The sequence below is a fragment of the Pseudomonas sp. GW822-FHT04C11 genome (genome assembly GCF_058800905.1).
In genome coordinates this window covers 48,686-69,032 of the sequence record NZ_JBXAMS010000016.1, presented here as the reverse complement: position 1 = coordinate 69,032, position 20,347 = coordinate 48,686, and the positions used below count along the sequence as shown (strand labels likewise).

Sequence of the window (20,347 nt, the reverse complement as noted above, 5' to 3'; positions counted from 1 at the left end):
GATGGCGGGTTATTCCAGGTTGAAACTATTCAAGGTTGTAACTAAAGGTCGCGGTAAACCGCTGTTTGTCTTTGCCGGAAAACGCATCAGAGGGAAATGGCGAGACTTTCTCCACCCGACGCAAACTGGTTTGCGCCGCCCGATTGAGCAACATGTTCGGTGCCTTGCTTTCGATACCACTGTTCAACACGTTGCCGGCGCGATCGACTTCCAGCCAGATCACCACATCGCCATGCGGGCGTTGCAGTGACGCTTCGCGGCTGCTGGGGTATTGCTTGTGCTTTTCCAGTTCTTTGCGCAGCGCGGTGGTGTACACACTTTCCAGCGCTGCATTGCTCGGCGCCGCGGCCGCTGTTGCAACGGTTGTGGCGGGTTTTGGCGCGGCGGTCGTGATCACCGGAGCCGGTACCGGCGCAGTGCTTTTCGCTATGGCTGCGGTGGCGGCAGGCGCTGGTGCTTGCTTGACCACTACCGGTTTTGGCGCTGGCGGCCGGGGTTTCACCACAGGCTTTGGTTTAGGCGGTTCGATGGCCACCGGCTCCACTACTTCGGGCTCGACCAGCGGCGTCTCGGGTTCCGGGGGTGGAGGCTCGGGCGTGGGTTCGACGGCGGCCAGCAACTCGGCCGCATCCATCAGCGCGATTTCTACCGTGCTGTCGTCATACACCGGTTTGATCTGCAAACTCTGCAACTGGCTGGTGTAGATCACGATAACCACCAGGCAAGCCGGCAGCAGGCACGCGATCCATTGGCGAGCTTTATAAAGACTGAACATGGCGTCAGGTCTTGCGCGTAGCAATAGAAACGGAGGAGAAGCCATTGCCCTTGAGCAAATCCATCACCGACACCAGGCGTTTGACTTCAACGCCCTGATCGCTGTTGATGATAATGACCAACTTCTCGGCGCCGTTATTCAGCACTTTAAGTTGCGCTAGCAAGGTACTTTCGTTGATGTCCTGACCGTCGAGTTGCAAGCGCTCGTCGAGGCCAAGAGTAATGATGGCTTTGTTTTGTGGCTTGAGTTGTTGTGCCTGACTGGCGACCGGCAACTGGGTCTTGATGCCCACGGCCGGAATCACGTTCAGGCTGATCAATACGAAGAACACCAACAGAAACATCATCACGTCGATCATCGGAATGATCTCGATGTGAGCTTTTTTCTTGTGGGTAACATCCCAACTGCGCATCGCACCTCTCCCTGTTATTCAATCATCTGAACGATGAATGTGCCCTCCGGCGGTTCCTGACCATTTGCTCAGGAATGCGAAGATCATCCTCGGGAGTTGTATCGTTTTGGTTACAGAAAGGGACTATTGAGATGACCATTGGATGACGCATCGTGAGGGCTCGATATCGCCCTCACTCTCAGCGCAGAATAATCACCCGTCCCAACAGGCTGTGCTGCTCGAACCCCAACACCCCTTGCAGGGAATCGAGCACCGCTTGCGGGTCTTTGCTCGGAAAGCTGCCACTGATCCGTCGCGCGGCCAGGTCGTCGTTGAGCACCACGATCCGCCCCGGGTAATAGCGGTCGAGGTCTTTCACCACATCGGCCAAGGGTGACTTGTAGTAATTGAGCCAGCCCTGACGCCAGGCCAGTTGCGCTTCACTGTCGACGGCGTGGAGTTTTGCTGCGCTGCCGGCGCCATAAGCCACTTGCTGACCGGCCGTCAGCACCTGCTGCTCGGCGCCCTTGGTCGGCGTCACACCGACGCGTCCAGAAAGTACCGTCACCTGCGCGCCCGCCGGTTGCAAGCGCACTTCGAACTGCGTGCCGAGCACCCGCGCCTCGCCTTTTTCGGCATCGACCACAAAGGGCTCGCCGGTATGGCTCACGTTGAAAAAGGCTGCACCGCGGCGCAGCCGAACATGCCGCTCACCGTGGCTGAAATCCACGGCAATGGCGCTGTCGGCATCGAGGATGACTCGGGATTGATCGCCCAAGGTCACGTTGCGCACTTCACCCGGTGCCGAGACATAGTCCGCCGTTAAATCATCGAACCAATGCGAGGGCTGCCAGCCGGCGCCTATCGAAACCATCAGCAGCAAGCAGGCGGCCATGGCCAAACCGCCAGACCAGCGCCGCACGCCGGAACGCCTGGAGCGCTGCATCGCATTGAGATAACCCTGCAAGGCAAAGGCATCTTCGTCGGCCAGGGTACGAGCCGGTGCTTCGCTCATTTCCCAGACCACTTGCGCCCGGGCGTAGGCTTCGGCATGCGCCGGATCGGCCTGCAACCAGCGACTGAACGTGGCGTGATCGCCGCTGCTCGGCTGATCCTGCAACAGGCTCAGCCAGGCCAGCGCGGCCTGCTCCTGAGCCGGCGTCGGAGTGACATTGACGGTGTGATTCACGGGGCTGTCCCTGGCGTGCGTGATTCAGGTTCTCGCAGACTGGCCTTGCAGGCTTCGAGGGCGCGCATCATATGTTTTTCCACGGCACTTTGGGAAAGCCCCATGGCCTTGGCGATTTCGGCGTACTTGCGCCCGTGGATGCGGTTGAGCAGAAAAATCTGCCGGGTACGTTCGGGCAAACCGCGCAACGCCGCCTCGACATGGCGCAGGTCATTGCCGGCTTCCAGCGCCGCTTGCGGCTCGACGCTGAGGTTGTGCTGTTGCTCCGGCAGCCAGCCTTCGTTGAGTCGCACCCGCGCGCCTTCGCTACGTAGATGGTCGATAGCAATGTTGCCGGCGCAGCGCAACAGGTACGTGCTGAGTTCTTCGACTTGCACCAATGGTCGGCGCCAGAAACGTAGAAACAGGTCCTGCACCAGATCGGCAGCCGTCGCCCGACAACCCACGCGCCGACTGACCAACGCTTCCATTTGCGGCCGCTGGGACAAGAATACCCTCAGAAAATACGCGCGACTGTCCGGGCTGTCGGAGCCGTCGATGTTCTGGGATTCGGGTGGAGTATTGATCATCAAAGGCCGACTCAACGTGGTCCATGCCCTACGCAGGGTCAACGGTGCGCCAATATTAATGATAAATATTCTCATGTGCAAAAGACTCTGATCAGAGCCCGCTAATCAGTCGGTCTGAGCTGATTGGCGAATGCAGTGATTTGCGACACGGGAACCAGGCTGCTCCCGTGTGATGGGTGACAACAAGGGTCGATACGCGGGGTCAGGAACAGGCGGTTTTCAACGCGGGGGGATCCAGTTGGTCACGAAACGCCAGGTAGTGCTTGAGCACCTGGATCGGCGCCTCGATTTGCGGGTAATGACCGATTCCGCGTAGCAATACCGTGTCCGGATTGGGGATCAACTGGCGGTAGCGTTCGACCATGTGGGCGCCAGACACCGGGTCGACTTCGCCATCGATCACCCGCATCGCAACGGTGCCCGCTTGCATGGCCTTGACCCACCTGTCCCGCTGTATGCGGCGTTGCGGGATATAGTTGATCAGCTTGTGCATGATCCGCGTGCCACGGTTGTTGTCGATCAGGCTCCAGAAATCATCCAGCTCGCTTTCACTTGGACGGGTCCGGGGACCAAAGATCTGCCGGAAACTCTTGACCAGCCCATCCCGACTGAACGCCCGTCCGATCATCCAGCCCAACGGACTGAGCAACAATTTTTGCATCAACACCGGCTGATGAGTTTCGGGAAACAGGCCACCGTTGAGGAACACACAACTGCCAATCTCGACACGCGCCTCATTATGTCGGGCCAACAACTCCTGAGCCACGCTGTCACCGTAATCATGCGCCAGCAGGTGCACAGGCTGCCGGACACCCAGACATTCCAGCAGTGCCTGCTGCAAATCGGCCTGCTCCAACAGGCAATATTCATGGTCCAGTGGCTTGGCCGAGTCGCCAAAACCGAGCATGTCGCAGGCGATCACCCGATACCGCTGGGTCAAGGGTTGCCAAAGGTAATGCCAGTCCCAACTGGCGGTGGGGAATCCGTGGATCAGCAACAAGGGCTCACCTTGCCCGGCCACCCAATAGCGAATGGTCTGGCCACGGAACACAAAGCTCTGTCCGCGTTTGCGCCAGACGCACAGAGGGATCTCGGAGAGTGGCATTAGAGTCTGAAACCCGGAGCTTGTTGATCGAGTTTACGCAGCAGCGCCGGCCAGGCCAGCGCGCCGCCCATCCCTTGAGCACTTTTGGTCACGCCGGCAATCATCGCCTTGGCGCCTGCAAGGATCTGCGGTTCGATGGCAATCAGTTCAGCCCCGCCGTTCTGCGCCAGCACCTGGATCTCGCAGGCACGCTGGAAGGTGAACATCATCAAAAAGGTATCGGCAATGCTGCTGCCACAGGTCAGTAGCCCGTGGTTGTGCAACATCAGAAAGCTGTTTTCACCGAGGTCGGCTTGCAGACGCGCCTTTTCCTCGTGGTTGAGTGCGACACCTTCATAGGCGTGATACGCCAGGCTGGAGAGCACAAACAGTGATTGCTGGCTGATGGGCAATACGCCCTGCTTCTGCGCGGAAACCGCCACACCGGCCGCCGTGTGGGTATGCAGCACGCACACCACGTCGTGACGCACTTCATGCACGGCGCTGTGAATGGTGTAACCGGCGGGATTGATCTCGTAGGGGCTGTCCATCAGCTTGTTGCCGGCCTGATCGACTTTCACCAGGCTCGACGCGGTAATTTCGTGAAACATCATTCCGAACGGATTGATCAAAAAATCTTCAGTCCCCGGCACTTTGGCGGAGATGTGGGTAAAGATCAGATCGTCCCACCCCTGCAGCGCCACCAGCCGATAGCAGGCCGCCAGATCAACACGGGTTTGCCACTCGGCGGCGCTAACCCGGTCTTGCACATCGGATGTCGATTGAACGGGGGTTACGCTCACGGCAAGGACCTCTGGTTCTTATTATGTATTTCGTAGGGGTAAACGCAGTCTAGTCAGCTGTCGGGGTTCGTGTAGTTGCATTCGCAGCCAGCTTACTGACCCAACGAGTCAGCAAGCCTTCGGCTGCTAAAAGACGTGAGCGATGTCACAACACCCGGATTATTAGCGGCGTCGCAAACAGGTGCATGTGTGCGGTCAGCCGCGTAGCGCGCTGATCAGTTCCGCCAGCCAAGGTTCGGCGTCAGTTTCCGGGGTCACGCTTTCGCTGGCGTCCAGGCGCAGCATGGGCAGCACTTCGCGCACGCCCAATTCACCGAACAGCTCACGCATTTGTTCACCGCCACCACAGAAAGTATCGCCGTAGCTGGCATCCCCCAGGCCAATCACCGCTCCCGGCAAACCGCGCCAGGCAGCGGGCAGTTGATCGCGAATCATCGAATACAGCGGTTGCAGGTTGTCCGGCAACTCGCCCATACCCGTGGTCGAGGTTACGACCAGGAAGGCTTCGGGAGCGAATGCCTGGACATCGGCCAGGGTTGCACGCGGGTTGTGCCAGGTTTCAAAACCTGCAGCCTTGAGAAGGTTGGCCGCATGCCGGGCGACTTCTTCAGCCGTGCCGTACACCGAGCCGGAAAGAATGGCGACTTTCATCAATCTGATCCTGAAGCAGAGTAAAAGACCCGGATATTAACAGCTGAGGCAAAAAAGCTGCGATTGCCTCGCAATTAGGTCTGGTGGCCAGTGGACAGTCCACAGCCATGTCATAGAATGCATCTCGTCATTCGATGCAGAAAGGATTCTCTGATGATCAATGCCCAACTGATGCAATTGGCAATCAACGCTTCGAACGATGGAATCGTCATCGCGGAAAGGGAAGGCGAAGACAACATCCTGATCTACGTTAACCCTGCCTTCGAAAAACTGACCGGCTATAGCGCTGAAGAAATCCTGTATCAGGACTGTCGCTTTCTCCAATCCGGAGACCGCGACCAGGCTGCACTCAGCATGATCCGCGAAACGTTGAAGGGTGGAAAATCCTGCCGGGAAATACTGCGCAACTATCGCAAGGACGGCACACACTTCTGGAATGAGCTGTCGCTTTCAACCGTCTACAACGAAAATGACAAGCAGACTTACTTTATCGGCGTGCAGAAAGACGTCACCCTTCAGGTCAAGACGCAACAACGGGTTAACCAACTGGAAGCCCAACTAGCCGAAGTTCAAGCGGAACTACAGGCACTCAAAGCGACAAACGGTCAAAACAAGCTGCCGAATTAATGGTCATTAACTACAATCACCAGTGACTTTGTAATTACTTCTTTCGAGCCAACCATGCATCGCGATACCCTCCTGACTCAGGATGAACTGGATTTCATCCAGACCATGCAGCACAACCCGCAGCTCAATGTTCGCGATGCGACGTCGAGCCTGCTGGTGAATGGGGGCTCGCAAATCCGCGATTTATTGACACGCCTGGCGGCCAACGAGCAGGTCACCATCCAGGCACACTTCGAAAATCAGCAAATGACCTTTCCTCTGCACCTGGTGGAGGATGAGTTTCATGCGCTGCATTTGCGCCTGGGCGTACCGAGCATCTACGAGGACGGACCGATGGTTCGCCCCTGGCGCCTGGCGCTTGAAGAACCCGTAGCCCTGGAGAACGCCAAAGGCCAACCCGGCACGCTATGGGTGCACGAAGTGTCGTTCAAGGGAGTCTTGCTGGAGGTACGCAACCGTACCAAGCCGCCGAAAAGTTTCGCACTGTGGTTCAGCCCTTCAGGCTACGAACGCATTGCATTGCGCGGGGCTTTCGAGCGAGAAACCGAACAGGGTTATTACGCCTATCGGCTCAACCAAAGCGACAAGGATGAAACCGAACGCCTGCGTCAGTACATTCTCCAGCAGCATCGCCTGACACATCCCGCGCTGCACATCTGAGCCTCAGGTATCGAGCGTTCCCGCGAGGAACTGCTGCAAACGTTGCTGCATCAGTCCCCCTTCACTTCCAATACAGCCAATCGACGATCCGACCAGGCTCTCCTGTGCCAGATCCGCCGAATCACCAGCGAGCATCAGGCGGCAATCCAGGCCCATCGCCAAGCGATTCAGACGACGGATAAAGTCGGGTGTAGGCGATTGATTGGAGAACAGCACCAGCGCGTGCGGCTTGATCTTTTCACAGACCAGAGTCAGTTCATCAAAGGGCTGCCCCAGTGCCAACAGCCTGATTCCCACCTGCACACTGCCCATATACAAAGCCGCCAAGAGCAACTCAAGCTTGCGGCACTGCCCATCAATAGCAGAAACGACTACCCGCAACGGCTGCGTCCCCCGCAACAAAAATAAACGCTGAAGAACCCTGGTACGTAGAAACCCGTCCAGCATCACCCACTCGCTGGTTTCTCCGAACAGATCGTGTTGCTGGAGTAACTGTATCCACAGCGGCATCAAAATGTGCTGGAACACCACGGTCAGGGAATACGTGGAAAATACCTGCCCATAAATCCGGCCCAATTCCACATCGTCGAAATGATTGAGCGCCGCTTTGATCTGTGTTTGCCATTGAACATAGTCAGCCTGAACTGACTCGTCCGCAATGATACTGGGCGATGCTTGGACTTCGCTGATCTTCGCCAGAATCCTGCCCACCTTGCTGACTGCCACACCCCGTCCGATCCAGCCAAGAATGCTCTGAACCCGTTCAATATCGGTCATGGAGTACAGCCGATGCCCACTTTCGGTGCGTGCTGGTTGAATCAAACCATAGCGCCGCTCCCAGGCACGCAAGGTCACCGGATTGACGCCCGTCAGGCGTGACACTTCACGAATAGGGAACAGCTGCTCCTGCTTTATCAAGAGCGGAGGCGGGTGAGGCATAGCCGTAATAGCCATTACTAGGACGTCCGTGTCAGATTGGATCCCATTTAGCCCTGATCGGTCTTCTACATTCAAGAGGGGCTTATTCGACCAACATCTTTGGAGTATCGAGTGAAATCGGGAATAATCCTTGCTTGCTTTTAAACGCAGCCCTTTACCCCGGTGCTGCGTTTTGTACGCCTCCTACCCGGAACCGCGTGCTTGTCCTACGGAGATACACAATGTCTACCTCACCCGTCACCCTGATGGTTGCACGTCGCGTTGCCAACGGGCGTTATCAGGACCTGATCGCCTGGTTGCGCGAAGGCGAACAACTGGCCACTGATTTTCCTGGTTATCTCGGCTCTGGCGTGCTTGCACCGCCGCCCGGCGATGACGAATTCCAGATTATTTTCCGCTTCGCCGATGAGCAAACCCTGCATGCGTGGGAGCATTCCGTCTCGCGCACGGCGTGGCTGGCACGTGGCAGCGAGTTGTTTGCCCACCCTTCCGAGCATCGGGTCAGCGGCATCGACGGTTGGTTCGGTGCAGTCGGGCAACGTCCACCTCGCTGGAAACAGGCCGTGGCGATCTGGCTGGCATTTTTCCCGGTCTCGCTACTGTTCAACTTTGTACTCGGCCCACTGCTGGGCGACATAAGCCTGCTGCCCCGAGTGTTCGTCAGCACCCTGGCCCTGACGCCTTTGATGGTCTACTTCTTCATCCCGCTGTCGACCCACCTGCTGGCCGGCTGGTTGAACAACACACAGGGGCGGCCATTGCCCACGGCACCGTCCACCCAGAATCGCTAGCCCTCCTGTAGGAGCAAGGCTTGCCCGCGATAAACGATAACTCGTTGTAACAGATAGACCAGGTCGCCTTCATCGCGGGTAAGCCTTGCTCCTACAGGGGTAGCGCTTGACGTAGGTATGCAGCACTCGTCGCTGGTATAGTTTTGCCATACCCGCGATGCGAGCCATCCATGACCTCTTCCTCAGCTCCGATCCTCATTACCGGCGCCAGCCAACGTGTCGGCCTGCACTGCGCGCAGCGGCTGCTGGAAGAAGGTCACCGCGTGATCATCAGCTACCGCAGCGAACGCCCGGGCGTGCAAACACTGCGCGACCTAGGCGCGATTGCACTGTTTGCCGACTTCTCCAGCGAGGCCGGAATCCTGGCGTTTATCACGCAACTCAAAGCCCATACCCAGAGCTTGCGGGCGATTGTGCATAACGCTTCTGCCTGGCTGGCCGAAACCCCTGACACCGAAGTGGCTGCGTTCACCCAGATGTTCAGCGTGCACATGCTTGCGCCCTATCTGATCAACCTGCATTGTGCCGACTTGCTGGAGCGCTCCAGCCCCGCCGACATCGTGCATATCAGCGACGATGTCACGCGCAAGGGCAGCAGCAAGCACATTGCCTACTGCGCCACCAAAGCCGGGCTCGACAGCCTGACCTTGTCCTTCGCGGCGAAATTCGCCCCGAAAATCAAGGTCAACGGTATCGCGCCAGCCCTGCTACTGTTTAACCCCGACGACGACGCGGCGTACCGCGCCAAGGCCCTGGCCAAGTCTGCGCTGGGTATCGAACCCGGCAGCGAGGTTGTCTACCAGAGCCTGCGCTACTTGCTGGACAACCCTTATGTCACCGGCACGACCCTGACCGTCAACGGCGGACGGCACGTCAAATAGGCCGCCCCCCGCGAGGATGTTCCATGACCCTATCGCTGCCCCAGAATTATCGTGAAATCTTAATAGGCTTGGGCGAAGACCCTGAACGCGAAGGTTTGCTGGACACTCCGGCCCGAGCGGCCAAGGCCATGCAGTACCTGTGTCATGGTTACGAGCAGAGCGTCGACGAGATCGTCAATGGCGCGCTGTTCGCCTCTGACAACGATGAAATGGTGATCGTCGACGACATCGAGCTCTACTCGCTCTGCGAACATCACCTGCTGCCCTTCATCGGCAAGGCCCATGTGGCTTATATTCCTACCGGCAAGGTGTTGGGCCTGTCGAAGATCGCGCGAATCGTCGACATGTTCGCCCGGCGCTTGCAGATCCAGGAAAACCTCACCCGGGAAATCGCCGAGGCGGTGCAGCGCGTCACCCAGGCCGCCGGTGTTGCGGTAGTGATCGAAGCCCAGCACATGTGCATGATGATGCGCGGCGTCGAGAAACAGAATTCGACCATGAACACCTCAGTGATGCTCGGCGCCTTCCGCGAGTCGAGCAACACCCGTCAGGAGTTCCTGCAATTGATTGGACGGAGCAAGTAGCAATGCCACAACTTCAACCAGGAATGGCCCGCATTCGGGTCAAGGACCTGTGTCTACGGACCTTCATCGGAATCAATGAGGACGAAATCCTCAACAAGCAGGATGTGCTGATCAACCTGACCATCCTCTATGCCGCGCAAGACGCCGTGCGCGACAACGATATCGATCATGCGCTCAATTACCGCACCATTACCAAGGCGATCATCGCCCATGTGGAAGGCAACCGGTTCGCCCTGCTCGAACGCCTGACCCAGGAGATACTCGATCTGATCATGGCCAACCAAAGCGTGCTTTACGCCGAAGTCGAAGTCGACAAACCCCACGCCCTGCGTTTCGCCGAGTCGGTATCGATTACCCTCGCCGCGAGTCGCTGACCGTGCCTGGCGCATAAACCGCCAGGCTTTTATTATCCGCGCCACGATTTGATAGCACCGAGCCCATCATGACCGAACAACAACGCCTGGAACTTGAAGCTGCTGCCTTCCGCCGACTGGTCGCGCACCTGGACAGTCGCAAGGATGTGCAGAACATCGACCTGATGAACCTTTCGGGTTTCTGCCGCAACTGCCTGTCCAAGTGGTACAAGGCCGCCGCCGACGAACGCCAGATCGAGGTCAGCCTCGATGACGCCCGCGAAGTGGTTTACGGCATGCCGTACGCCGAGTGGAAAGCCCAATACCAGCAAGAAGCCAGCGCCGACCAGCAAGCGGCGTTCGCCAAAGGAAAAACCCATGATTAGGCACTTGCCAGTCGTTGGTAACAGGTTAGCTTTACAAACAAGGAGTTAAACAGCTTCAGACGCTATGGCTTAAGCCTCTGACTCTGACTCTATTCGATAAGGATTTTCGATTCATCAGAGTCGGGCTGGCTGATGGAGCTTGTTTGGGCTACCGAAGATCTGGTGATTGCCGGGCGTCCGTATACCGGCTTTCTGATCCTGCTTTGGGACACGATGGAAAGTGGTGTTCCTTCGCTACCTTCTGCACGGGGTCATAGGGTCAATGAAGTCCTGGCCAAGTACTGGCCGTGCTCTGTAAGACTTCTTCAGCTTCCTCCAGGCGCATGACATCGATTGGCGCGACGTTGACCGTGGCGAGGCCAAGAGCATTTGATCAACGAACTGATCAACGGCTATCTCGGCCACATGGCTGACCAAGGGGGGGCTACTACCTCCCGGAGACGCATCCATGACTGTACAAAGTCCGTGCTTCAGGCGCTCGGCCGGCGTGGTCTGACTATCCTGATCATCACTGGTGACGCAGCCACCTTCCCACGCAGCCCTTTCCCGAACAGCAACCGAAAGACAACGGGCGAAACACCGCTATCGAAAGCCCAGCGCCAATTGTTCGCGGATGCGTTTCAACACTCTGGCTGGCAAGAGGCCCCTGACACCAACCCTTGATCGCAGGTATATTGATTTTATAACGCTCATTCACCGAGCAGAGATACCGTCGTCCTCTTGGGTGCCGAATTCATGGATCGAACCGAACTGGCACCAGCCACCGACTGGGTCGTGCGAAACGCTCAACCAGGGCGAGTTGAGCGAATCGAAGCCTGGTTCGGCGGTCATGGCTACGATCCGCACCGCCACGATACCTACTCCATTGGTCGAACACTCTCGGGCGTGCAGAGTTTTCACTACAAGGGCGCACTGCGCCACGGTTTGCCGGGAAACACGCTAATACTGCACCCGGATGAACTGCATGACGGCATGGCGGGAACAGAGGCGGGTTTCCGCTATCGTATGGCCTATGTTGATCCGGCCCTGATTCAGCAAGTACTGGGTGGTGAACCATTGCCATACATTGTCGGCGGGCTGTCGAACGACCCTCGCCTGTATCAGGCCAGTGAATCTTTTGTGCAGGCAATGGATCATCCTCTCGACGCGCTGGAAGAACAGGACGCACTGTTTGATCTGGCAACTGCATTACGGGCGGTCGCAGGTAAACCGCGCGGGCGCAAGCGCCTGGATTACCGGGCTACCGAGCGGGCAAGGGAATTCATCATGGCTCATCTTCACCTGAGCATTACCCTGGAGATGCTTGAGCACATTAGCGGGCGCGAACGCTGGAGCCTCTCCCGAGACTTCAGGGTCTTGTATGGCACCAGTCCTTACCGGTTCGTGACCTTGCGCCGTCTGGATCAATTCCGCGCATTGATCCTGGATGGATTCACGCTGGTGGATGCCGCTCTTGCGGCCGGCTTCTATGACCAGAGCCATATGACACGGCACTTCACTCGTTGTTATGGCGTCCCCCCATCGTCTTGGCTAGAACGCATCCGAGCACACCGTCAACTTGCAGGATCGTACAAGAATGCCTCAGCGCTCCTTCGCTAGGCTGACGACTCCCGTTTGATAGAGGATCCGTCATGCACCACGCCCATAACGAACCGAACATGCAAGCCATTAACCTCGCGCACAAAGCCTCGCTCATAGATCAGCAATGGAGCCCGCGGGTCGTCGCCGAAATGAACGACTACCAGTTCAAGGTCGTGCGCATCGAAGGCGAGTTCATTTGGCATTCCCACCCTGAGACCGACGAGGCATTTCTCGTGATCGAGGGAAAGCTGCGTATCGACCTACCCCATGGCTGCGTATACGTAGGTCCAGGCGAGTTGTATGTCGTGCCACGAGGAGTGGAGCACAGAACAGCCGCAGAAGGTGAGGCAAGACTGATGATGATCGAACCTCGTGGGATACTGAATACGGGCCATGAAGGTGGAGAGCGCACGGCCAACAACGACATTTGGATCTAAATAGCTGGCGCCGTCTCGCCTGGGTTTGACGGCGCTCGCCTTTCACAGAAGATCTTTGCCAGTCTTGTGCAGCGAATGGCGGTTTTCAGCCCTGGCTGCGTAAAAACGTTTTTGGGTAACCGCAGTGGATGATCCAGGGCCAGTTAAAAACTGTTACCTATGTGCTTGAACCGTTTTGTTACCTATGTGGGTCAGTCATACCGCTGCGATTTTTTTCAGTCCTTCGGTTGTTGCCGTAACACCAGCGCTGCCAACCCACACAGGGTCAGGGCAATACAGGACACATAAAACGCATCGCTGTACGCCATCAGGTACGCCTCACGGCGCACGGTGTGAATCAGGCCCTCGATCACTTGTTGTTGAGCGGGCAAAAGCTGGTTGAATACGAACGCCTCGCTGTCCGCCATGCCAATGCGCAGGCGCTCCTGAAGGGAAGGGGAAAATAAGGTGATGGACTCTCCTACCCGCTCGGAATGAAAGCGTTCGCGCAGAGCGACGACCTGCGTCAGCCCTGCAGTGCCTACGGCACCGCCGAGGTTGCGCAACATGGAGAACAATGCAGAAGCGGAGCCTGCTTCACTTTTGGCCAACCCGGAAACCGCCAGTACCGAGAGAGCCACCATGATCAGGGGCTGTCCGATGCCCCGCACCACGGTGGAAGGAATGATCACGTTGGCCGCGCTGTCGACGTTCAGGTGCGCACCGAGATAGCAACCCAAGGCCATGATGAAAAACCCGCAGGCGACCATGACTTTAGGGTTCAGCCACTTCATCAGGCGCGGCATGAACGGCGCCAGCACCAGTTGCACCATGCCGTAGGCAATCAGGCTGATGCCAATTTCTCTGGCGTTATACCCCTGCAGTTGGGAAAGGTAGTTGGGGACCAGGAACACGAGGCCGAAGGTAGCTCCGCCGAAAATGAACATTGCCGCGCTGGCCACCCCGAAGTTGTAGCTTTTGAGCAAGCGCAGGTTGATAAAGGAACGGCTGCCGTACAGCTGTGACAGTACGAAGTACAACAGTGCCACGCCGGCTATCACCGACATCCAGACAATAAAGTCAGAGCCGAACCAATCCTTGCGGCCGCCTTCTTCAAGGATAATCTGCAATCCGCCCAAGCCGACGATCATGGCGGTAATACCGCCCCAGTCGCCGCGCTTGAGCAAGCTCAATTGCATGGGTTTCGCGTCGATTGACCACGCCACCGCCAGCAGCAAAAGAATGCCCGGAGCCAGCTGTAGATAGAAGATCCAGCGCCAGGAATAGGCGTCGGTCAGCCAGCCGCCGATGGACGGCCCGGCCGCCTGGGCAACGCTGTTGGACAGGGCGAACAACGCCATGCCCATCGCAATCCTGCTGGGCGGCAGCTCGGTGATGATCAACTGAAATGACAAGGGAATCAGCACCGCGCCGGCAGCACCCTGAATCACCCGAATAATGATCATCACCTCAAGGTTCGGTGCCCAGGAACAGGCAATGGATGCCACTAGAAATACACATGAGCCCACAAGCATCACGCGACGCAGGGAGAATACCTGCACCAGCCAGGCGGTCAGCGGGATCATCACGATTTCTGCGACCAGGTAAGCAGTGGAAATCCAGGACCCCTCCTCGAAGGTCGCCCCCAATGAGCCTTCGATTTCCGGCAGCGCCGCGCTCGTCACATGGACGTTCATGCCTGCCATGAAACAACCGAACAGCCCTCCGATCACCGCAACCCATGCGCGAAAGGAAACCGCTTTCTCTTCGGCGTCAGTCATGCGAATCGCCCTGCCCGGCTGGGTGGGTGTCGACGGTCGTGATCACGGACATGCCCGGCAGAATGGGGCCGCCGTCATCGTGCTGATCAATCACGATCTTCACGGGAAAACGCTGCACGATCTTGGTGAAGTTACCGGTGGCGTTGTCCGAGGGCAGCAAGGCAAACATCGCACCCGAACCCGGCGAGAAACTGACTACGTGGCCCTTGAGCTTGCGCCCCGAATAGCTGTCGACACTGATATCAACCGCTTGCCCGGCGCGCATGTCGCGCAGCTGGGTTTCCTTGTAGTTGGCCACCACGTAGGCCTGCTGCGTTGGCACCACCGCCAGCAGCGGCAACCCCGGCGCCACATATTGGCGAGTACGCACCTTGCGCTGCCCCACGACACCGTCGATCGGCGAGCGGATCAACGTATCCTCCAAAGCGTTAGTCGCCAGGCTCAACTGAGCCTGAGCCTGGCTGCGCCGGGCGATCTTTTGCTTGAGTGAGGCTTCAGCCATTTGACGCCGGGTAATGGCGACATTCAACCGAGTATCTTGCTGACGCTGCATCGCCTGGGAAATGTCCACCGCGGCATTGGCCTGGGCGTAGCTGGCGGCTGCACTTTCCAAACGCTGGGCACTGGCGGCGTGTTCGCGGACCAAGCCTTCGTAGCGTTGCTCATCGAGGCTCGCGCGACGCCGCTCGGCATGCGCGCTGCGCAGGCGAGCGTCAGCTTGGGTAAGGCCGGCCTTCTGCTGGGCGATCAGGCTGTCGGTGACTTGCAGGTTGGCCTGCTGCGCTGCCACCGATGCTTCAGTTTCAGCCAATTCGGCGCGCGCCTGTTCCAGCCGCGCCAGATAGTCTCTATCCTCGATGCGCACAAGCACATCCCCGCGCTTGACGGGCTGATCATCCTCCACCAGCACTTGAGCCACGTATCCGGAAACCCGGGGGCTGATGGGAATCCAATCAGCACGCACATACGCATCATCGGTCTGCTCCAGGTAACGGCCGACTGTCATCCAATACATGCCGAACGCCACCGCCCCGACCAACACCGCGCCACCTCCCAGCAGGATCAGAGTTCTTTTGCGACGCTGCTTACGCTCATGCATGAGCTGCTGGACCACACTCTCATGCTCATGCTGGAAAGCGGTTTTATCATCAACGGCGATATTCATGGCTGGGTACCGGAAAAGGTGAGGGGAGCGTGAGAAGGCGCATCGACCGGGATATCAGAGGAAGACGACTGCCAACCGCCGCCGAGGGCGCTAAATAGAGCGATCTGGCGCTGCAGCAAACGGCCATCTGCATCGGCGCGCGTGGCCTGCAAGCGAATCAGCTCGCGCTCACTGTCCAGCACGTCAAGGAAGTCGATAGACCCGGCGTTGTAATTGAGCTGGGCCAACTTGTAGGCCTGGCGACTGCTGTCCAGCGCCTGACTCAAGGCTGCGTGGCGCTGCCGCTCTCCGTCATACAAAGCCAAGGCCTGACGCACTTCCTTGAGGGCCTTGAGCACACTGGCCTCGAATTGCGCCACGTCGACCTGCTCGAGTGCCCGGGCCTGGTTGACCCGTGCGCGATTGACTCGCCAGTTGGGAAACTGCCAGGAAATCAGCGGACCGATACCAAACATCACCGCGCTGCTGTCTCCCAGCTCATGGGGTGTGTGGCTGGATGAGGACACCGAAGCGCCAAAGGTCACCTTCGGGTACAGATCGGCCTGAACAATATCCACCTGCAGCGAAGCCGCTTGCAGCACTCGCTCGGCCTGGCGAATATCAGGGCGACGCGCCAGCAGTTGCCAGCCATCCCCCACGGGAAGCGCAGCATTGAGCTTCGGCACCACTTCACAGGTCGCCGCGCCAGAGCCCTGCTCCAGATCGGCCACACCGGTCAACATCGCCAGTTCGTACAGCGCTGCTTGCCGACGCGCCTCCAGCATTGGCAGAAGGGCCAGGGTTTCCCCCTGCAACGCCTGCATCCGAACATATTCAAAATCAGTCACCACACCGGCCTGACGCTGACGGTCAATCAACGCCAGACTTTGACCAACCACTTCCAGTGAATGGCGCTCGACCTTGGCCCGTGCGCCCAAGACACAAGCATTCACATAGGCCCGGGTGGTTTGCGCCACGATCGTGATGCGCAACAAGTCTTCAGCATCCTGTGCGGCAGCGGCCTGAACCTGAGCTCGCTCGATGGCGTGCTGAACCTGGCCCCAGATATCAACTTGATACGCCAATTCGAAGCCGGGATTGAACGCCCATTGAGACGGGGCGTGGCTGTCGGTGGCCTTGGCGAGTGTCTGGTCATCGGCAGTTTTGCCATAGGCGGCTCCCAGTGACGCTTGAGTGGACGGCCAGCGCTCGGCATCGGCCTGCATGATCCCGGCCAGCATCGATTGAACGTGGGCCTGGGCGGCCGCCAGATCTCGGTTGTGCTCCAGCGCCTGCTGCACCAGCGCATCGAGTTTCGGGTCGTTGTACAACTGCCACCAACGTTCGGGCAACGCCTGGGCTGAAACGCCTTGGGGCAGGTGGCTCAGGGCATTGATGCGCTCCGGGTGCGGCTGCGCCGGCTGATGAGTCGTCCATGCGGCACAGCCAGCCAAGACAATAGAGGCCATGCCCACAAGCGAAAGACGGCCGTGCCACGCGGTAAAAAAGGGCGAACGCATCGCAGAAATCCAGAGTTCTGAGTAGGGATGCAGGTTATGAGAGCGCAGGTCTGCGCTTCTCCCGAGTTCCAGACAACTGTCGTTTCGATTGAGACAACATGCCCTTCGCGACCGCCTTGAGAGCTCCCGAGCCGCAGGCAAGCGCAAGCATGGCCCACATAAAGTGAGCCATGCTCTGTAAGGATTGCTGACTACAGGAGGAAGCTACGCCGAACGGCAGTGGCTCGGAGTGAAGCCCATGGTGCGCTTGAACATGGCGGCGAATGCGCTGGGGCTTTGGTAACCATGTTCCAGTGCCACATCCAGAATCGACACGCCAGAAGCCAACCGCTGCAGGCAGAGAAGCAACCGGGTGCGCTTGCGCCACTCCCCATAGCTCATGCCCAGTTCTTTCTGGAACAGGCGAGCCAGGGTGCGAGAGCTCATGTTGAGCTGTTCAGCCCAACTCTCCAGCTTCGAGTCCTGAGATGGATTATCGATGAAGCCGGCGCACAGCAACTTGAGCCGAGGCTCGGTAGGGATCGGTACATGAGCCAGCACCTTCTGTGCCCTGTCGAGCTCCGAGAAGATCAGCTCGACAATCTGTGCATGGCGCGCCAAAGCACCTTTATCGTCGGACTGATCGCCAGCCGCTACGATCAGCTCACGCAGCAGCGGCGAAACCTTGATGACTTGACACTCTTGCGTCAGAACGTCGTGGGCGCCAGGCGTAATCAGCAAGGTGCGCATGCGTACCTCGCCAGTCATGCGAATCTCGTGCTCCATACCCGAGGGTACCCACAGCGCATGACCGGAAGGCACCACCCAAGTCGTCCCGGAGACCGAGACCAGCATCACGCCACTGATGGCGTACACCAACTGCCCTTCGGCATGCCGATGCGAAGCCACTATGTCCCCATGACCGTAGTTACCGGCGAGCGTCGCCAGGGCTGTACGCGCAGTCATGTCAGCAAGGCACTGCAACGTTCATTACGCTGAGTAGCCCAAGGTGCGACGCACGATTGACAGCGCTTGCGTTCGGCATTCATTGGCTCAATCAAGGCCTGATTGCCGTCGCGCATATCGACGCTGCACCACGTAGGCGCAACTGACTGGACGTTGCCGGGCCATGCGCGGCCTGGCAGGTCTACCGTGGTGAAATGTCGATATTTGCTGGAAGGGTCCTTCAGCATCATAGCGCTTCTCCTTTTCAGAACAGTCCGTCTGACGGCAGGCTCGGCACCTGCCGCCATCGATCACTGGATCAAATACTAAACGAACATGGTTTGACACAAATTGTGTTCTCACACTCAGAACATCAAAAAAATCACAATTTTCACTAAAAATATTAAATTCATGAGTTCTTTATGCTTGAGCATGGCAAAAAAGCACAATTTGAATTCTGAAAGGAGGGAGTTCAGCTACATTGCCAGATCGCTGCAGTCCAATGACCGCGAAGCTCTTGTGGTCAAGTGGAGTGCAGTTCCGCACCTTGTGTTTGTGACACTCAGGACTCGTGCCTACGCAAACGTCACGGGTGTCTATACGGAGCAATCAGCAGCCAGATGCGAAATACTCCTGAAGCTCCATACACTCTCTCGCCATAACTCAGCAGGTGCTCGGACGATAGCAAAGGACCGCGTCTGCAAGCTTGCATGTGGTTCGAAATGAGCTCAAAGAAAGTAAAAAAAGTTACTATCTGCAACTACCTGAATACACTCGTAAATATCGCATATAACAGTTAAGAAGGATCCGTAAGCGATGACCGATCTGAACACCCTGCGCGCCAGCCTCAAGAGCGGCGAACACGCCTTCGCCGATACCCTGGCGTTCATCGCCGCTGGCTATGATTACCAGCCTCAAGCCTTCAACAATGGTGGCGTGGAAAACGCCGCCGGACAGAACGAAGGCTCGTGCAAGACCCTCGGCCTGGCGCTGCTGGAAGGCTTGAGCGATGAAGAAGCGCTGCTGGCGTTTGGTGAGCATTACCGCTCGGTGGTTGCTACGCCGGATGGCAGCGACCATGGCAACATCCGGGCATTGATGGCGCAGGGTTTGGCTGGGGTGAAGTTCACAGCGCAGCCACTGACCCGTCGCTGATTTCCAGATTGGATGCAACACCCTGTGGGAGCTTGCTCGCGATGGCTGCGTCACATTCAAAACTGATGTCGACTGATACATCGCTATCGCGAGCAAGCTCGGCTCCCACAAAAGCAGTGGGTGCAAAAAAACCGGCCGAGGCCGGTTTTTTCATTTCAACGATTTCAGAACTTGGCGTTCTGCAGGTCGTCCAGGTAACGCTCTGCGTCCAGGGCCGCCATGCAACCAGCGCCGGCCGAGGTGATCGCCTGACGGTAAACGTGATCAGCCACGTCGCCGGCAGCAAAGATGCCTTCGAGGCTGGTCGCCGTTGCGTTGCCTTCACGACCGCCCTGCACCACCAGATAGCCGTCTTTCAAGGTCAGTTGGCCTTCGAACAGCGAAGTGTTCGGCGTGTGGCCGATGGCGATGAACACGCCGTCGACTTTCAGCTCGTCGAAGCTGCCGTCGTTGTTCTTCAAACGAGCGCCGGTCACGCCCATGTTGTCGCCCAGCACTTCGTCCAGAGTCGAGTTCAGCTTGAGGACAATCTTGCCTTCGGCAACTCGTGCATGCAGCTTGTCGATCAGGATTTTCTCGGCGCGGAAGGTTTCGCGACGGTGAATCAGGGTCACTTTGCTGGCGATGTTGGCCAGGTACAGCGCCTCTTCGACAGCAGTGTTACCGCCGCCGACCACGGCCACTTCACGGTTGCGGTAGAAGAAACCATCGCAGGTTGCGCAGGCCGACACGCCTTTGCCCATGAAGGTTTCTTCCGACGGCAGGCCCAGGTAACGAGCGCTGGCACCGGTCGCGATGATCAGTGCGTCGCAGGTGTAAGTGGCGCTGTCGCCCGTCAGGGTGTACGGCTTGGCGGCGAAGTCGACAGCATTGATGTGGTCGAAAACGATTTCGGTCTCGAAGCGCTCGGCGTGTTCTTTCATCCGGTCCATCAGTGCCGGGCCGGTCAGGCCGTGCACGTCGCCCGGCCAGTTGTCGACTTCGGTGGTGGTGGTCAGTTGACCGCCAGCCTGCATGCCTGTGATCAGCAACGGCTTGAGGTTGGCGCGGGCAGCATAGACCGCAGCGCTGTAACCGGCTGGGCCGGAACCAAGAATAATCACTCGCGAATGACGTACATCAGACATGACTCACTCCTATCGA

General features: G+C 58.0%; 23 protein-coding genes and 1 pseudogene. 10 read left to right on the top strand and 14 right to left on the bottom strand.

Going from position 1 to position 20,347, the window contains the following annotated elements:
• Window positions 1–25: 25 nt before the first annotated feature.
• The 7 genes from AC1RJ3_RS23100 to AC1RJ3_RS23070 all read right to left on the bottom strand — a co-directional run bounded on the left by AC1RJ3_RS23100 (window position 26) and on the right by AC1RJ3_RS23070 (window position 5,462).
• Complete coding sequence (locus AC1RJ3_RS23100; protein ID WP_493080699.1) at window positions 26–775, bottom strand: energy transducer TonB family protein; 750 nt, start codon at window positions 773–775, stop codon at window positions 26–28.
• Window positions 776–779: 4 nt separating this feature from the next.
• A complete protein-coding gene (locus tag AC1RJ3_RS23095; RefSeq protein ID WP_054593946.1) occupies window positions 780–1,187 on the bottom strand; it encodes an ExbD/TolR family protein in 408 nt (135 codons plus the stop codon).
• A 178-nt stretch (window positions 1,188–1,365) separates the two neighbouring features.
• Complete coding sequence (locus tag AC1RJ3_RS23090; protein ID WP_493080697.1) at window positions 1,366–2,355, bottom strand: FecR family protein; 990 nt, start codon at window positions 2,353–2,355, stop codon at window positions 1,366–1,368.
• Complete coding sequence (locus AC1RJ3_RS23085; RefSeq protein ID WP_173860022.1) at window positions 2,352–2,927, bottom strand: RNA polymerase sigma factor; 576 nt, start codon at window positions 2,925–2,927, stop codon at window positions 2,352–2,354. The genes AC1RJ3_RS23090 and AC1RJ3_RS23085 overlap by 4 nt, the downstream gene beginning before the upstream one ends.
• A 199-nt stretch (window positions 2,928–3,126) precedes the next feature.
• Window positions 3,127–4,029: an alpha/beta fold hydrolase gene (locus AC1RJ3_RS23080; protein WP_493080695.1), complete on the bottom strand. Its 903-nt coding sequence runs from the start codon at window positions 4,027–4,029 to the stop codon at window positions 3,127–3,129.
• The gene (locus AC1RJ3_RS23075; protein WP_493080693.1) at window positions 4,029–4,811 is read right to left on the bottom strand and encodes a class II aldolase/adducin family protein; all 783 of its coding nucleotides are present in this window, start codon (window positions 4,809–4,811) and stop codon (window positions 4,029–4,031) included. Before AC1RJ3_RS23075 ends, AC1RJ3_RS23080 begins: the two co-directional genes overlap by 1 nt.
• 195 nt (window positions 4,812–5,006) lie before the next feature.
• On the bottom strand, window positions 5,007–5,462 hold the full coding sequence (locus tag AC1RJ3_RS23070) for a flavodoxin (protein ID WP_123582653.1): 456 nt from the start codon (window positions 5,460–5,462) through the stop codon (window positions 5,007–5,009).
• Between the two features lie 153 nt (window positions 5,463–5,615).
• Between AC1RJ3_RS23070 and AC1RJ3_RS23065 the strand changes: the two genes are divergently transcribed.
• Both AC1RJ3_RS23065 and AC1RJ3_RS23060 read left to right on the top strand, forming a co-directional pair.
• Window positions 5,616–6,089, top strand: a complete 474-nt coding sequence (locus tag AC1RJ3_RS23065; RefSeq protein ID WP_493080691.1) for a PAS domain-containing protein — start codon at window positions 5,616–5,618, stop codon at window positions 6,087–6,089.
• A gap of 54 nt (window positions 6,090–6,143) precedes the next feature.
• Window positions 6,144–6,749, top strand: a complete 606-nt coding sequence (locus tag AC1RJ3_RS23060; RefSeq protein WP_054593953.1) for a hypothetical protein — start codon at window positions 6,144–6,146, stop codon at window positions 6,747–6,749.
• Window positions 6,750–6,752: 3 nt separating this feature from the next.
• Here the strand turns inward: AC1RJ3_RS23060 and AC1RJ3_RS23055 are convergent, their stop codons facing one another.
• On the bottom strand, window positions 6,753–7,703 hold the full coding sequence (locus AC1RJ3_RS23055; protein ID WP_054593954.1) for a MerR family transcriptional regulator: 951 nt from the start codon (window positions 7,701–7,703) through the stop codon (window positions 6,753–6,755).
• Window positions 7,704–7,909: 206 nt separating this feature from the next.
• On the opposite strand from AC1RJ3_RS23055, the gene AC1RJ3_RS23050 reads away from it, so the two are divergent.
• The 7 genes from AC1RJ3_RS23050 (at window position 7,910) to AC1RJ3_RS23020 (ending at window position 12,701) form a co-directional block, all read left to right on the top strand.
• On the top strand, window positions 7,910–8,479 hold the full coding sequence (locus AC1RJ3_RS23050; protein WP_054593955.1) for an antibiotic biosynthesis monooxygenase: 570 nt from the start codon (window positions 7,910–7,912) through the stop codon (window positions 8,477–8,479).
• Between the two features lie 170 nt (window positions 8,480–8,649).
• Window positions 8,650–9,360 carry a dihydromonapterin reductase gene (folM, locus tag AC1RJ3_RS23045; RefSeq protein ID WP_123582648.1) on the top strand — a complete coding sequence of 237 codons (711 nt, stop codon included), beginning with the start codon at window positions 8,650–8,652 and terminating at the stop codon, window positions 9,358–9,360.
• Window positions 9,361–9,383: 23 nt separating this feature from the next.
• Window positions 9,384–9,944: a GTP cyclohydrolase I FolE gene (gene folE, locus AC1RJ3_RS23040; RefSeq protein ID WP_054593957.1), complete on the top strand. Its 561-nt coding sequence runs from the start codon at window positions 9,384–9,386 to the stop codon at window positions 9,942–9,944.
• Between the two features lie 2 nt (window positions 9,945–9,946).
• A complete protein-coding gene (gene folX, locus AC1RJ3_RS23035) occupies window positions 9,947–10,318 on the top strand; it encodes a dihydroneopterin triphosphate 2'-epimerase (RefSeq protein WP_054593958.1) in 372 nt (123 codons plus the stop codon).
• A 68-nt stretch (window positions 10,319–10,386) separates the two neighbouring features.
• Window positions 10,387–10,683, top strand: a complete 297-nt coding sequence (locus AC1RJ3_RS23030; RefSeq protein ID WP_054593959.1) for a DUF1244 domain-containing protein — start codon at window positions 10,387–10,389, stop codon at window positions 10,681–10,683.
• A gap of 735 nt (window positions 10,684–11,418) precedes the next feature.
• Complete coding sequence (locus AC1RJ3_RS23025) at window positions 11,419–12,282, top strand: AraC family transcriptional regulator (protein ID WP_493080687.1); 864 nt, start codon at window positions 11,419–11,421, stop codon at window positions 12,280–12,282.
• Window positions 12,283–12,314: 32 nt separating this feature from the next.
• Entirely contained in the window at window positions 12,315–12,701 is a 387-nt protein-coding gene (locus AC1RJ3_RS23020; RefSeq protein WP_489112230.1) for a cupin domain-containing protein, read from the top strand.
• A gap of 215 nt (window positions 12,702–12,916) precedes the next feature.
• Here AC1RJ3_RS23020 and AC1RJ3_RS23015 read toward each other — a convergent pair whose 3' ends face one another.
• From AC1RJ3_RS23015 to AC1RJ3_RS22995, 5 genes and pseudogenes are all read right to left on the bottom strand, one after another.
• A complete protein-coding gene (locus AC1RJ3_RS23015; RefSeq protein WP_493080685.1) occupies window positions 12,917–14,461 on the bottom strand; it encodes an MDR family MFS transporter in 1,545 nt (514 codons plus the stop codon).
• Window positions 14,454–15,626 carry an HlyD family secretion protein gene (locus AC1RJ3_RS23010; RefSeq protein WP_493080683.1) on the bottom strand — a complete coding sequence of 391 codons (1,173 nt, stop codon included), beginning with the start codon at window positions 15,624–15,626 and terminating at the stop codon, window positions 14,454–14,456. Before AC1RJ3_RS23010 ends, AC1RJ3_RS23015 begins: the two co-directional genes overlap by 8 nt.
• Complete coding sequence (locus tag AC1RJ3_RS23005; protein ID WP_347927975.1) at window positions 15,623–17,125, bottom strand: efflux transporter outer membrane subunit; 1,503 nt, start codon at window positions 17,123–17,125, stop codon at window positions 15,623–15,625. Before AC1RJ3_RS23005 ends, AC1RJ3_RS23010 begins: the two co-directional genes overlap by 4 nt.
• A gap of 204 nt (window positions 17,126–17,329) precedes the next feature.
• On the bottom strand, window positions 17,330–18,070 hold the full coding sequence (locus AC1RJ3_RS23000; protein ID WP_054593964.1) for an AraC family transcriptional regulator: 741 nt from the start codon (window positions 18,068–18,070) through the stop codon (window positions 17,330–17,332).
• 62 nt (window positions 18,071–18,132) lie between these two features.
• A pseudogene (locus AC1RJ3_RS22995) lies at window positions 18,133–18,300 on the bottom strand (2-isopropylmalate synthase); the annotation flags it as partial.
• A 565-nt stretch (window positions 18,301–18,865) separates the two neighbouring features.
• On the opposite strand from AC1RJ3_RS22995, the gene AC1RJ3_RS22990 reads away from it, so the two are divergent.
• A complete protein-coding gene (locus AC1RJ3_RS22990) occupies window positions 18,866–19,204 on the top strand; it encodes a HopJ type III effector protein (protein WP_103315751.1) in 339 nt (112 codons plus the stop codon).
• 164 nt (window positions 19,205–19,368) lie between these two features.
• Here the strand turns inward: AC1RJ3_RS22990 and trxB are convergent, their stop codons facing one another.
• Window positions 19,369–20,331 carry a thioredoxin-disulfide reductase gene (gene trxB, locus AC1RJ3_RS22985; RefSeq protein WP_103315752.1) on the bottom strand — a complete coding sequence of 321 codons (963 nt, stop codon included), beginning with the start codon at window positions 20,329–20,331 and terminating at the stop codon, window positions 19,369–19,371.
• Between the last annotated feature and the right edge of the window lie 16 nt (window positions 20,332–20,347).